Source organism: Ruegeria sp. AM7 (assembly GCF_056535965.1).
Window position 1 is genome coordinate 284,323 of record NZ_JBQFJE010000003.1, and the last position, 13,727, is coordinate 298,049.

Consider the following 13,727-nt stretch of genomic DNA (forward strand, 5'->3'; position numbering starts at 1 on the left):
AGGGGTAGATCACGGTTCGATCAGGCGCGAAGTTTTTCACCGTTTGCATCGAACGGAGGCTCTTGCAGGATGGTGGCCTTGTGCGGGTGGCCCAGCACCATCACCTCGACCTCATCGCCGGGTTGGGCGTTTTTGACATACCCAAGCGCCAGCGACATTCCGACCGTGTACCCGTAGGTGCCCGACGTTACACGACCGATGCCTACGCCGTCTTTGAAGATCGGCTCACCGCCGGTTGCGTCGGCGTTGGAGGCCGTCACGTCGGCCTCATCCAGATGCAGCAGGACCAGCTGTTCTCGGGCAGGGTTGTCAAGAACCTTCTGCGCGGCCTCCTTGTTCAGGAAGTCTTTGTCGAACTTGCACAAACGATCCAGCCCAACTTCGTGCGGCCAGTATTCGGGGCTGTATTCGCGGCTCCATGAACCATAGCCTTTTTCGACCCGCAGCGACATCAGCGCGCGGCTGCCCACGGGGCCTGCACCGAATTCTTTGCCAGCTGCCAGCAGCGCCTCATAAAGCTGCGCCTGATCTTCGGTCTTGCAATGCAACTCCCACCCCAAGTCACCGGTGAAGGACACGCGGAGGGCCAGAACCTTGATCCCGGCCATCTCGATTCTGGCCGATCGCATGAACGGGAAGTCCTCAGTCGCCAACGATGTGTTAGTCAGGCGTTGCAGGATCTCACGCGATTTCGGACCGGCGACGTTGAAGCCGCACATGGCTTCGGTGTGGCTGTCGAATGTGGTGCCTTTGGGCAGCGGAACCTGCTTGAAGAAACGCTTGTGATATCGCTCGGCCATGCCCGAGCCGATGATCCAGAATTCGTCCTCGGTCACGCGGGTGACAGTAAAGTCCCCGGCAATGCCCCCGCGTTTCGAGATCAGTGGCGTCAAGCAAGACCGGCCAACCGCCTTGGGCATGGTGTTGGCGAAGACCGCATTCAGCCAATCCGCCGCGCCGGGACCTTTGCAGATATATTTGGCAAAGTTCGAGATATCGATGATGCCCGCCCGCTCGCGCAGCATCCTGCATTCTTCGCCCACAGGTCCCCACCAGTTCTGGCGGGTAAAGCCGTTGGTATCCACCGTGCCCGGCTCATCCGCGAACCAAAGCGGATGTTCCCAGCCGACATTCAGGCCGAATACCGCACCCATGGCCTTTTGGGTCTCATAGATCGGGCGCACGCGGGCAGGGCGGCCTGCGCTGCGCTCCTCGTTCGGGAAGTGGATTGCAAAGCGGTGGGCGTATTGGTCCTGCACCTTGGCTTTGGTGAATTCCTTTGTCGCCCATGTGTCGAACCGGGCCATATCCCAGGCGAACATGTCGTATTGGGTTTCGCCTTCGATGATCCACTGCGCGGCCATAAGGCCCATGCCACCGGATTGCGAAAAGCCGGGGATGATGCCGTTGCAGCAGAAATAGCCATCAACCTCGGGCACCGGCCCCATCAAGACATTCGAATCCGGCGACCAGATCATCGGGCCGTTGATGACACGCTTGATCCCGGCCTCACCTACGGCAGGCAGGCGCTCGATGGCGTTCATCATGTTCTCTTCGATCCGCTCAAGATCGTCGGGGAACAGGTCATGGGCAAAATCCAGCGGCGTGCCGTCTTCGGCCCAGAATTTCATGTCTTTCTCATAAGCACCGACCAGCAGGCCGTTGCCCTCTTGCCGCAGATAATATTCTCCATCCCGATCACTGACCGAGGGCAGGCGGGTGCCATGCGCCTGCACGTCTGCCATCGCTTCGGTCACGAAATACTGGTGTTCGGTGGGCTGCAGCGGCAGCTCGATCCCCGCCAGCTGCGCCACTTCGCGGCCCCACAGACCGGCGGCATTCACCACCCAGGGCGTTTTGATGTCACCCTTGGGCGTGCGCACGATCCAGCTGCCATCCTCTTGCTGATCGGTTGCCGTAACCGGAGTGAAACGATGAATCTCGGCCCCGCGCTGGCGCGCGCCCACCGCATAGGCATTGGTCACGCCCGACGGGTCCACATTGCCGCCATCGGGTTCGAACATCACGCAGCGGATGCCGTCATAGTTGACCAGAGGGTTCAGGCGTTGGGCCTCTTCAATGCTTATCTCATAGAAATTCATGCCATAGAGCTTGGCCTTGGCCGCCTGCAGGCGAAGCTGATGCTCGCGCTCTTGGGTCTGCGCCAGATAGAGCGAGCCGGGCTGGAACACGCCGCAGCTCTGGCCTGTTTCGGCCTCAAGCTCTTTGTACAGGGTCATGGTATAGTGCTGAATACGGCTGATATTGGTGCTGTCATGCAGCCCGTGGATGTTCGCCGCCGCGTGCCAGGTTGAGCCCGAGGTCAACTCATCCCGTTCCAGCAGCACCACATCTGACCACCCTAATTTGGTCAGATGATACAGGATAGAACACCCGATCACCCCGCCGCCAATTACCACCGCCTGTGCATTCGTTTTCATGAGCCTGCCATATCCAAGTTGGGTTCTTCGCGCTTTGTGTCACCAAGGGTGTTGCGCGGACAACGGACATAAATTTCAAGTTGAGTTGAGCGAGTTTAACTTGACGCTAACCTCAGAATTCCAACCGATGAGTGCGCCCGTAGGCGGCCAGTCGTGCGTTCAGGGTCTTTGCCTCAGGCGCGCCGGATTCCAGAGCGAACACAAAGGCATGGGTCAGATAGAAACAGGCCGCGTCGATATCCTGCACCGCTTCGCGTTCGTCTGCGGCCATCGTATAATAGCGAATGAGGGCGCCATGATCGTTGTGATCATGGGCTTCAAGCAGCAGGCGATCCAGATCGGTCTTGTCCATCGGGTCTCCATCAGGGCCGATCAGCAAAAAGCCGACCAGCCCGCTATCTTACTCTGCGCGACCGTTTTCGATCTGCGAGGCAACCCAATGGTGGAAGTTATGGGTCGGACCGTCCATCGCGGGCGAAAAACGACCTCCGTCGAACAGCACGCCGTGGCGGCCTTTCTGCATCCCTTCGACCACGAAGACGTCTTCTTCGAATACGGTCTTCCACAGTTGCGCATTCGAGGCGCGCAGGCCGTCGTGCTGTGGTGTCTCGTCGATGCTTTTCGCATAGTAGAGCTCGATGTGTTCGACCGTATTTTCCTGGTCGACCGGCTCCAGCACAATTGCGAAGGCGTGGTCGCGCTGCACGCCCAGCAGGACATTCGGGTACAGCGCCACATATTCCGCGCCCTCATTCCATTTGTCGCTCAGGCCGTCAAAATCATCAAAGGTAGCGCCGTCTTGGTCGGTCAGCTGTCGATAGACCAATGTGCCCTGACCCGAGTAATGCCCGCGCTCTTCGATATTGTAATGGTCTTCCAGCCGGGAATAGCTGTTCAGGCCGGGGTGAACCCAAGGCAGGTGATAGCTTTCGCAATAGTTTTCGACTGCCAGCTTCCAGTTGGTCTTGACCTCAAGCTTGAACGAGGAGGTCTCGCCACCGTGATGCACCGGTTTGTCGAACTCTTTCCAACGTTCCATTAGCGCGGCGTGGGCGTCCTCGAATGCGGGGGCGTTGCCGTCCACGTTAACAAAAATCACGTCACGCCAGACATACGAGCGGACGCGGACAAGACCCAGATCTTTGCGGTCAACATCCTTGTGTGTGTTGTGGCCGGGGCCGCCCACATGGGGTGTCGCGCGTAGCTCGCCTTTCAGGCTGTAGCACCAGCTGTGGTAGGGGCAGCGGATCGCGCCGCCGATCTTGCGGGGGGTGTCGACCAGTATCATGCCCCTGTGGCGGCATGTGTTCTGGAATACACCGACCTCACCATCCCGGTCGCGGACGATCAACAGGGGCATGCCCAGAAAATCGACCGGTTTGGCATCGCCTTCCTCGGGCACGTCCTTGCCGAACCCGATCCCTGACCAGTTAGCATATAAGACGGACTTGCGTTCCTCGGCAAAGACGACCGGGTCGATGTAATGCTCGTTCGGCAGACCGTTGGCCACATTCACATCGGCCAGAACCGAGGACAGCGGGCTATATTTGTTCATCGGGCTCTCCTGAGGGTATTGCTGGATGCGTTTCATCCGTTTTGGCGGAAGGGCCTGCCCTTTCTCAATACCAGAAAACCTCATCACTGGGTGACTTCACCTAAACCGAACCATCCCGTACCTCTTGCAGGATCCATTCTTTCAACGCGCGCGCGCTTTCAGACAGTTCGTCATCCGGCCGCCCTACAAGGTAGAATTGGTTAGGCGCGGTCAGGTGATGCGGCCCAAGGGTCACCAGTTTTCCCGATTGCAGCATGGGTTGAATAAGGCGCTGCCAACCAAGCACCAGGCCCGCCCCTTTGCGCGCCAGCTGCAACGCGACCGAATAGCTGTTCACGCGGGATACGATCGGGATTTTACCGGGGTAGCCAAGCTGCTGGAACCATTCGGGCCACGTGGTCCAACTGCGGTCATCCGATTCAAGATGAATCAGGCGCTGCGCGGCAAGCTGTTTCAGATCGGAGCCGGTCAGTTGCCCGGCCAGTTCCGGGCTTGCCACGGGGGTCAAGTGGTCGCGAAACAATGGTGTATGCGATAGGCTCGGGTCACTATCGCGACCATAGCGTATGAAAAAGTCGATATCCGGCCGGTCACGGAATGGTCTGTCCTGCGCAATTTGATCCACGTTGACCTCGGGCATCTCGCGCCAGAACCGGATCACAGCCGGCGACAGCCACAGGGCTGCTACGGCGGTCGTGGATCCGACAGTGACCTTACCCACTGACACGCGACCACGAATTGTGGCCAGAGTCTTTGAGATGTTGGAAAATGAAGATGACAGTGCCTCGAACAAGGCTTTTCCGTCTTCTGTCAGTTCAACCCCGCGATGCTTGCGTTGAAAAAGGGTCGTTTCCAAATCGCCTTCCAATGCCTTGATCTGGTGGCTGACAGCACCGGGCGTCACCGATAACTCTTCGGCCGCATTCTTGAAACTCAGATGCCGCGCGGCGGCTTCGAACGCGGCAAGCGTTGTCAGCGGGGGTAGGTTGTAGTGACGTCTGGACATAATCGCAGGGACCTTGGGTAGTGCATTCGCATGAGTTTGGTTCACGTCAATATCGGTGTATCCGTGCAAGAAAACCAGTGTTCTCAGGTTTTTTTGAAAGCGATCGGACAAAACCGTCAACCGGCTTGCGGCCCCGCACGGGCGCCCGGGGTGACGGTATTCAAAGCAGGCATCTGTGTCGTTTCCTGCAAACAGGTTTCGCAAACAGTGACGTAGGACGCCTCCGAATCCCTCAATCTGGACCACAAGATCGGAGGACCGCCCAATGAACATTCGCACCGCAACCCGCGCCGGAGGCCGTCAGGCCCGTCGCGCCCTGCGCACCGCGCCGAACTTTGACATGCTGCCTGGCCTGACCCGAGGCATTCCCTTGTGCGAAGTTATGGATGGTGCGCAAGTAGACCGTATCGATGCGGCCTCGATGGACATTCTGGAAAATGTGGGTGTTCAGTTTCGCGACCCTATCGCGTTAGAGGATTGGAAACGGGTTGGGGCCAAGGTCGAAGGGGAGCTGGTCTATCTGGACCGCGGGTTGGTGCGTCAGCTGATTTCCTCGATCCCAAGCGATTTCACCTATCACGCGCGCGATCCGCAAAAGAACGTGCGCTTGGGCGGACCGCATTCGATCTTTGTGCCGATGACCGGGGCGCCGTTCCTACGCGATCTCGATGACGTGCGCCGCAATCCGACGCTGGATGATCTGGCGATGTTTCACAAGTTGTCGCATATGTTGCCTGCGCTGCATTCCAGCGCACACCACATCGTCGAACCCTATGACCACCCGATCAGCCAGCGCCATCTGCGGATCACCTATTCGTCGATGAAACATTCCGACAAGACTTTCATGGGCATGACCACCAGCCCCAAAAACGCCGAGGACGTGATGGAGATGTGCGCCATCCTGTTCGGCGAAGACTACCTTGAGGATCACCCCGTCACGACGGGTAATTGCAACGGCAACTCGCCACTAGTCTGGGATGAGACGATGTTGGGCGCGATGCGGGCGTTCTGCCGACGCAATCAGCCGGTTCTTTGCTCTCCCTTCGTTCTGGGTGGGGCCAACACACCTGCATCAGTTCCCGCCACGGTGGCGCAGTTGAACGCCGAGGCGTTAAGCGCGCTGGCCTATACGCAGGTCATTCGCAAGGGCGCGCCCGCGATCTACGGCCATTACCTGTCAACCGTCTCGATGAAATCTGGCGCGCCAATGGCGGGCACGCCCGAGATCAGCCTGATGAATTTCATGATCGGCCAGATGGCGCGCCATTACGGCGTGCCGTGGCGGACCTCGAACACATTGGGCGGGGCCAAGACCTTTGACGCGCAGGCCGGATACGAATCCGCCACTACCTTGCAGGCGGTGATCCATGCGGGGGCCAACTATATCTGGCATTCGGCGGGCTGGAATGAAGCCGGGATGCACTGTTCCGTGGCCAAGTTCATCGTCGATGCAGAACAATGCGCCATGGCCTATCGTATGGCCGAGGGGCCGAAGTGGGGTGATTTCGATCAGGCTTTGGCTGCTGTGCCGGATGTTGGCCCCGGCGGGCACTATCTGGGTCATCCGCACACGCAGGACAATTTCCAAAGCGCCTTCTTCATGCCGGAACTCTTCGACAACAACTCGATCGAGCAATGGCAGGCCGAAGGCAGCATCGAGATTACGGAACGCGCCCTGAATCGCGCCAAAACTCTGCTGGAGGAATATCAGGAACCGAAACTGGACGAGGCGAAGGATGAAGCCCTGTTGGACTATATCGCCCGGCGCGAACGCGAAATCCCGGCCGCCGACGAGTTGAATCAAAGCTACTGAATAGGGTCGGGTCCGTTCATTCGTCGCGGGCCCGCCACTCTTTCCAGCGCAGGACCGCATTCGCTCCAAGCTCGCGGAAAGGCTGTGGAGGTAGGCGTTTTGGCGGTTGTTCCGCCTCAAAGTGGTGGGTGATGACGGAGGTGTGTCCGCAGGCGCGTTCCGCCGCAGCGATACCTGTCAACGTGCCGCGCGCGGTGCCCAGCCCGTTCTGAACGCAGCCCGAGAAGACACCGGGTTCGATCTGCCGCGCGACCGAGACGCCGTTCAGGCTCAGGCACAGATGACCGGCCCATTGGTATTGCATCTGCAGACCCGCCAACTGCGGAAAGCGTTGATCGAACTTGCGCTGCATGACGCGGGCGGCCCGGTTCAGATCGCGCGCTTTCGCCGCCATACCAGGGCGCAGCGTGGCGCAGGTTCGGGTAATGATCCGGTTGCCACCTTGGCCGGTATCAATCCGCCGCATTGTTGTGCCCATCGGGTCAGACGGTGTAACACCCCAGCGGGGCTGGCCACCGATACGGTCCATCTGCTCGGCGCCCAGCTCGGGCGTCATAGCGGCAAACAGGAACAGTTGCATCAGCCGATCGGTCTCGATCCCGAAGCTTTCCAAATGCCCGTTCATCGTCAGGATCACCGTGCCTGTGCTGACCGTGCCGCGTTCGGTTTGCACTTGCCACGCGCTACCCTGTTTCGCGAACCCCGTGACAGCCGAGTTTTCAAACACCGCGACCCCATGTCCGACCAGCCCCGCCGCCAAGCCGCGCACATAGCCCGCCGGTTGCAGCATCACCGTCCCCGGCGTGTAAAGTCCCGAGCGATAGTGGCGCGATCCGGTCAACTCATGCATCTGCTGTGGGTCCAGCATTTCACTGGTCTCGCCGAGACTGGCCAGATGTTGCGCGTAGCTTTCGTTATGCGCGTGACCGGTTGCGCTGACCGCACCATTCACCTTGCCTGCCGGGTCGAAATAGTTCGGGTCGATCGGATATTGCGCGACGGCCTCGCGCGCAAAACCGATGGCTTGCCGGTTCAGCGCGATCATCGCCCGGTCATCGCCCGCACCCGCATAATCATCCGAGGCCAGATCATGCGGCAGGTCGATCATAAAGCCCGAGTTCCGCCCCGCAGCGCCCTCGGCGACACGTCCAGCCTCCAGCACCACGATCTTGGCGTCGGGCTGCAATTGGGTCAGCCGCCGCGCCGCCGACAGCCCGGCAAACCCCGCGCCGATGATGGTGAAATCGGCGGTGATGTTGTCGCTCAGTTCCCGCGCGGGCGGAGGATCGCCCAGAAGGACGCTCCACGCCGCTGGCCCGCGATGTAAAGGCAGGGTGCGGGCGGTGTAGCTGCTCAATCCACCGCCTCATCCTCGTCGTCAGCCAGATCAATCCAGATGGTTTTCAGCTGGGTGTATTGATCATGCGCGTGAACCGAATTGTCGCGCCCGCCAAAGCCCGATTGCTTGTAACCGCCGAAGGGCGTGGTGATGTCGCCCTCACCAAAGCTGTTGACCGTGACCGTCCCGGCGCGGATCGCCCGCGCACCGCGAATGGCGCGTTTGACATTGGCCGTGAAGATCGAGGCGCAGAGGCCATACTCGGTGTCATTGGCGATCCTGATGGCCTCATCAAAGCCCGAAACCTCGATCACCGACAGCACCGGGCCAAAGATCTCCTCTTGCGCCAAGACCGCGTCGTTTCCGGGCACCTCGACCACCGTGGCCTCGACAAACCCATCCGTGGCGGTGCCGCCTATCACCACGTTTTCAGCCTGTTCCAGATAACCGCAGACCTTGGTGAAATGCCCCTCGCTGACCAGCGCGCCCATGCGGGTCTCCGGGTTAAGAGGGTCGCCGATATTCCACTGTTTCGCGTGATGGGCGATCCGTTCCAGCAACTCGGCTTTCACGTCCTTATGCACGATCAGGCGGGACGAGGCCGAGCAATTCTCGCCCATATTCCAGAACGCGCCATTGACGATATGCGCGGCGACGCGATCCAGATTTTCGGCATCCTCCATCACGATGGCGGGGTTCTTGCCGCCCATCTCAAGCACCACTTCCTTGGCGTTGCTTTCCGCCGAATAGGTCAGAAACCGCTTGCCGGTGACGGTGGAACCGGTGAAGGACACCATGTCGATATCCATATGCCGCCCGATGGGCTCGCCCACCTCGGCCCCGCCACCCGGAACGATGTTCAGCACACCGCGCGGCACCCCGGCTTCCATCGCCAGTTCGGCCAGTCGCAGGGCGGTCAGCGTGGTCTCAGCCGCCGGTTTCACAACCACCGAACAGCCCGCCGCCAGGGCCGGCCCGATCTTCCACGCCAGCATCAGCAGCGGGAAGTTCCACGGCAGCACCAGACCCACTACGCCGATGGGTTCGCGCACCACCATGGCGATGTGATCGTCGCTGGCGGGCGAGACCTGATCGTAAATCTTGTCGATCGCCTCGGCATGCCATTTCAGGCAGTGAATGGTCTCGGGCACGTCCACTGTTTCGCAATCATAGATGGTCTTGCCGCTGTCGATGCTCTCTATCACCGCCAATTCGCGGGCGTTGCGCGTCATCAGCTTGCACAGACGGATCAGCACGTCCTTGCGTTCGGACGGGTGGAGTTTCGACCAACGGCCATCATCAAACGCCTCACGCGCTTTTTCGACAGCAAAATCCACATCCGCCGCACCACAGGCGGCGATATCAGCCAGTTTCGCGCCGGTTGCGGGGTTCACCGTCGCGAACGTCTGGCCCGAGATCGCGGGGCGATAGCCCCCATCGATGAATGCCCCGGTGGGCAGGTCCAGCCCGGCGGCGATGGATGTGTATTCGTCCTGTGTCAGCAGTTCCATTGCCTTACTCCTCCGCCACGATGTCAGCGATTGTCTTTTTCAAAACGCGCGTCACCTGTTCCAGCGCGCGTTTGTCGTCCTTGTTCAAACCTTTCAGCGGAGGCCGCATCCCCCCCGCATCAATCCCGTTCATTGTGACGCCGTGCTTGATTGTCTGGATGAACTTGCCGCCCTGTTCCAACACCCGCATCAGGGGCATCATCGCCGACATGATCCGTCGGCCCTTGGCGAAATCGCCTTCGACCACGCAGGCTTGGTACAGAGCCACATGCTCGGCAGGCAGAAAATTCGATCCGCCGCAGACCCAGAAGGGCGCACCCCAGGCGAAGAATTCCAGTGCCTGGTCATCCATGCCGCAGCCCAGCTGGATATGAGGGTATTCGCGCGCCAACAGATGAACCCGGTTGATATCGCCCGAACTTTCCTTGATGCCGCAGAAATTGCGGCTACGGCCAACGCGGTCGAGGAACTCCTCTCCCATCATCGTGCCGGTACGGTGCGGATAGTTATACAGCATCACCGGCAGGTCGGCGGCCTTGTCGATGGCCAGCGCGTTCAGCGCGTTCTCGCGGTCGGTGGGCACCGCATAGGGTGGGCTGGCCAGTAGGATCGCGTCCGCGTCGATCTCTCGCGCGCCCGAGGCCAACGCAATCGAATCCGCCGTCAACATCGCACCGGTGCCGACCACCAAGGGCAGACGGCCCTTCAACTGGTGATGCGTGAAACGCGCCAGTTCCAGCCGTTCTTCGACCGTTTGGGCATAGTTCTCACCCGTCGACCCGCCCGAGATCAGCCCATGCACGCCATGGTTGATCAGAAACTCGATCACCTGCGCCAGAGCATCCCAATTCACGGACCCATCGGCGTGGTAGGGCGTGACTACGGGGGTATAGATCCCCTCAAACTTGAAAACCGGGTTCATTGCGTCCTCATGCAGGTTTCGACAGGGGCGCGCCCATGGGCACATCCAGCGCGTCAGGCATCACGAACAGCTCAATCTGATCGCGTGACAGGTTCCAGTGGTCCTCGGCCAGCTGCGCAGCAGCCGCCTCATCGCCCGCCTCGATGGCGGCGATGATGGCGTCGTGCTGATTGCTGGCCTGGGACAGGTTCTCGGTCATTTTGGCGGTCTGAGGCCGGTAAAACGTCATCCCGATACGGGCGTGGTCAATCAAAAGCCGATTGAACGAGGGCAACAAGTAGACATTGCCCGACATCTCGCCGGTCACGTCATGGAACCGGTTGTTGGCCAGCGCGCGATCTTCGGCGGACCCAGCACGCAAGGCGGCCTTGAACGCCTGCTGGGCGTCCTTCAGCGCGTCGATCTGCGTTCCTGTGGCGTTCTGCGCAGCCAGCCGCAGGATGGCGCCGTAAACCATCGGCGCGGCCAGAAAGAAATCGCGCAATGTGGTATATGACATTTCGGACACGCGCGCGGATCGGTTGGTGCGCAGGTCCAGATAGCCCTCACCGGCCAGTTGCCGGAACACCTCGCGCAGGGGCGTGCGGGACAGGCCGAACGCATCGGACAGATGTGCCTCATCCAGATCGGTTCCAGGCTGCAGGCGCAGGGTCAAAATACCGACCTTCAGATGTTCGGTCAGGTCCGCTTTGCGGGATTTGCTGTCGTCTTTCACCTGGTCCTCCGTCGATGCACGATTCGCGCTGGGCCTTTCATTCTGTATTCTATAAAAATACAAACTGTATACAAAAAAGAATCGTGCAGCATGACTTATGCTCAACCAAATGGAACCACCCATGCGTCAGCCTCGGCACATCACCTTCATTTTGATCGAGGAGTTCTCGCACCTTGCCTTTTCATGCGCGGTCGAACCTCTTCGAATCGCCAATCTGGTCAGTGAGGAAGAGTTGTATGAGTGGACGTTAATTTCCGAGGACGGTGAGCGCGCGGTCTGTTCGAACGAGTTGGTGACGCTGGTGCATGGCGGGTTGCAAGACCTGCCTAAGACCGACCAGCTATTTGTCCTGTCCGGCATCCATATGCGCAACCACGTCACCCGGCCTCTGCTGGCCGCCTTGCGCCGCGAACGCGCGCGTGGCACGGCCATTGGTGCCTTGTGTTCCGGCGCGTGGCTGTTGGCCGAGGCAGGGTTTCTGGACGGAATGCAAGCGGCGATCCACTGGGAATACCACGACGCATTCATGGAGGCATTCCCCGAGGTGAATCTGGTGCGCAGTGTCTTTGTGGCGGATGAAAAGCACATCACCGCGTCGGGCGGGACGGCCACAGCGGATCTGATGCTGCACCTGATTGAGCGGGATCACGGCGAAGAACTGGCCATCGCTGTGGCCGACCAGATGGTTTACAACGCCGTGCGAAATGCGACCGCTAAGCAACGCGTATCGCTGCAATCTCGCAACGGGATGCGCAATGCCCATCTGGCCAAGGCGATCCACATAATGCGCGATTGTATCGAGTCTCCGATTTCTCCATCGCAGATCGCCGATGGGCTTGGCATTTCGACCCGACAGTTGGAGCGTTTGTTCGGCAAATACCTAAACACCTCACCTAAGAAGTATTTCATGGAACTGCGGCTGGAAAAGGCGCAAAGGCTGTTGCTGCAGACCGAAGCCTCGGTCACAGAAGTTGCCATGGCATGTGGTTTCGAAAGCCCCGGTCATTTTTCGCGGGTGTATCGCTCAAGTTTCGGGGTCACGCCCCATGCGCAGAAAAGCAAGATCGATTGAATTGTGGTGACGGGGGGAGCCGCTCTGTCAATTGGCGAGGTGGGCTGGACATGCGCTCACCCCCGTGTTCCCGCTTGTACCCCCTCGTTAAAATTCAACTGGTCAACAATTCCGCGAGATTGACTGTGTTTAAACCGTAATATGGGCGTAACTATTGCCAGAACATGTCATCTCCGCGCTGTTTTTTGGCGGGGAAACGATCATCCTGCCTCATTTCAAATGCCTCTTCTGGGCCACAGTTTGGCCCTTAAAGATAAGTTAATCATAGGCATGTTTGCCTTAAGCGCGAGTTTGTGGCACTTTTGTAAAGTCAGAAATCAGACTGACATGTTAATTTATGGCAGAAAATCACATTCGAATGGCCTTGAAGTTTCCCATGTCCTTCTCAGGAGTTAAAGCTGGAGGACCGAAATGAATTTAGAAACTCAAGAAACTGCAATTTTCTCGGGTTTGCACGGCTTGCCTGTCGAACAGCGCGAGGCGCAGATTTGTGAAGCGGCACAGTTAGCCCAAACAGCATTCGAACAGATTTCCCAAAGCGCATCCTGTAACATGGAAGCGAGTGGTGATTTCCAGAAGCGGGTTTTCAAAATCTTTCGGTGGTATTTCTTGTCTGCCTTCTGCACCCGGTTGTTGTCCGAATCCGTCCATCGGCTTGAGCATCAGACCCTGCAGGTATCTATGGATATATGCAGCGCCGTCAAAATGATCCTGTCCGAAAGCGATGTGGAAGAGTCGATGGCGCTGGTTCGGGTTGAAAAGACTTCTCCGATGGTGGTCAGGGCCAACGACATCGGTGCGCGTGGACATACTGTAGGATGGGTCGCCGCTGGGCTGCACGAAAAAGGCCGGAGCTTTCCGGGCGAGATTGAAAATGCTCTGGCAGGGGCGTTGGCTGCGTCCCGCCGTCTGAACTAATTCACAGCTCTGAAGTGTTCAATTGCGCGGCAAATGGCGGTGATGCTGCGCAATAACGCTTTGTCGGCGCAGGGACATTAGACTAAATATCCGCACATCTACATACTGTATTGTAAGGTGGTGCTGCTGGAGAGAATTGAACTCTCGACCTCTCCCTTACCAAGGGAGTGCTCTACCTCTGAGCTACAGCAGCGCTGTGGGCGGGTGATTAGACTCAAACGAAACGCGGCGCAAGGGTGTCTGGACGGTTTTTTTCGCCTCCTGTAGAGAAAGATCATGGCAGACAAAGATACACCAAAAAAACACAGCAAAACCCGCGATCCGCGCGAGGAGCGACTGAAGGCTGCGCTTAAGGCGAATATGGCGCGACGTAAGGCGCAAGCCAAGGCACGGGCGGTATCCGGAGAGAAGACCGATAAGGACGAGGGATAAGAG

12 protein-coding genes and 1 tRNA gene are annotated in these 13,727 nt (G+C 58.9%); 4 read left to right on the top strand and 9 right to left on the bottom strand.

Annotation, left to right across the window (positions count from 1 at the left end; translation table 11 throughout):
• Positions 1-20: 20 nt before the first annotated feature.
• The 4 genes from ACR3EG_RS05085 to ACR3EG_RS05100 form a co-directional block, all read right to left on the bottom strand.
• Positions 21-2,441 carry a GcvT family protein gene (locus ACR3EG_RS05085; protein WP_480483430.1) on the bottom strand — a complete coding sequence of 807 codons (2,421 nt, stop codon included), beginning with the start codon at positions 2,439-2,441 and terminating at the stop codon, positions 21-23.
• Between the two features lie 112 nt (positions 2,442-2,553).
• Positions 2,554-2,793: a hypothetical protein gene (locus tag ACR3EG_RS05090; protein ID WP_480483432.1), complete on the bottom strand. Its 240-nt coding sequence runs from the start codon at positions 2,791-2,793 to the stop codon at positions 2,554-2,556.
• 48 nt (positions 2,794-2,841) lie between these two features.
• Complete coding sequence (locus ACR3EG_RS05095; protein ID WP_480483434.1) at positions 2,842-3,996, bottom strand: aromatic ring-hydroxylating oxygenase subunit alpha; 1,155 nt, start codon at positions 3,994-3,996, stop codon at positions 2,842-2,844.
• 100 nt (positions 3,997-4,096) lie between these two features.
• Complete coding sequence (locus ACR3EG_RS05100; RefSeq protein WP_480496683.1) at positions 4,097-5,002, bottom strand: LysR substrate-binding domain-containing protein; 906 nt, start codon at positions 5,000-5,002, stop codon at positions 4,097-4,099.
• 265 nt (positions 5,003-5,267) lie between these two features.
• Here ACR3EG_RS05100 and ACR3EG_RS05105 point away from each other — a divergent pair, with 265 nt between their 5' ends.
• Positions 5,268-6,815 (top strand): trimethylamine methyltransferase family protein, encoded by a 1,548-nt coding sequence (locus tag ACR3EG_RS05105; protein ID WP_480483436.1) that lies wholly within the window; start codon positions 5,268-5,270, stop codon positions 6,813-6,815.
• Positions 6,816-6,831: 16 nt separating this feature from the next.
• Here the strand turns inward: ACR3EG_RS05105 and ACR3EG_RS05110 are convergent, their stop codons facing one another.
• Genes ACR3EG_RS05110 through ACR3EG_RS05125 form a run of 4 tightly spaced genes read right to left on the bottom strand, consistent with a single transcriptional unit; the run spans position 6,832 to position 11,302 of the window.
• Positions 6,832-8,172 carry an NAD(P)/FAD-dependent oxidoreductase gene (locus ACR3EG_RS05110; protein WP_480483438.1) on the bottom strand — a complete coding sequence of 447 codons (1,341 nt, stop codon included), beginning with the start codon at positions 8,170-8,172 and terminating at the stop codon, positions 6,832-6,834.
• Positions 8,169-9,665, bottom strand: a complete 1,497-nt coding sequence (locus ACR3EG_RS05115) for an aldehyde dehydrogenase (RefSeq protein ID WP_480483440.1) — start codon at positions 9,663-9,665, stop codon at positions 8,169-8,171. The genes ACR3EG_RS05110 and ACR3EG_RS05115 overlap by 4 nt, the downstream gene beginning before the upstream one ends.
• A gap of 4 nt (positions 9,666-9,669) precedes the next feature.
• Positions 9,670-10,587 carry a dihydrodipicolinate synthase family protein gene (locus ACR3EG_RS05120; protein WP_480483442.1) on the bottom strand — a complete coding sequence of 306 codons (918 nt, stop codon included), beginning with the start codon at positions 10,585-10,587 and terminating at the stop codon, positions 9,670-9,672.
• A gap of 7 nt (positions 10,588-10,594) precedes the next feature.
• On the bottom strand, positions 10,595-11,302 hold the full coding sequence (locus ACR3EG_RS05125) for a GntR family transcriptional regulator (protein ID WP_170751485.1): 708 nt from the start codon (positions 11,300-11,302) through the stop codon (positions 10,595-10,597).
• 121 nt (positions 11,303-11,423) lie between these two features.
• Between ACR3EG_RS05125 and ACR3EG_RS05130 the strand changes: the two genes are divergently transcribed.
• Positions 11,424-12,374, top strand: coding sequence for a GlxA family transcriptional regulator (locus ACR3EG_RS05130; RefSeq protein ID WP_480483444.1), 951 nt, complete (start codon positions 11,424-11,426; stop codon positions 12,372-12,374).
• 411 nt (positions 12,375-12,785) lie between these two features.
• A complete protein-coding gene (locus ACR3EG_RS05135; RefSeq protein ID WP_170353314.1) occupies positions 12,786-13,292 on the top strand; it encodes a hypothetical protein in 507 nt (168 codons plus the stop codon).
• 118 nt (positions 13,293-13,410) lie between these two features.
• Here the strand turns inward: ACR3EG_RS05135 and ACR3EG_RS05140 are convergent.
• A tRNA-Thr gene (locus ACR3EG_RS05140) sits at positions 13,411-13,485 on the bottom strand.
• A gap of 83 nt (positions 13,486-13,568) precedes the next feature.
• Between ACR3EG_RS05140 and ACR3EG_RS05145 the strand changes: the two genes are divergently transcribed.
• The gene (locus ACR3EG_RS05145) at positions 13,569-13,724 is read left to right on the top strand and encodes a hypothetical protein (RefSeq protein ID WP_480483446.1); all 156 of its coding nucleotides are present in this window, start codon (positions 13,569-13,571) and stop codon (positions 13,722-13,724) included.
• Positions 13,725-13,727 lie beyond the last annotated feature (3 nt).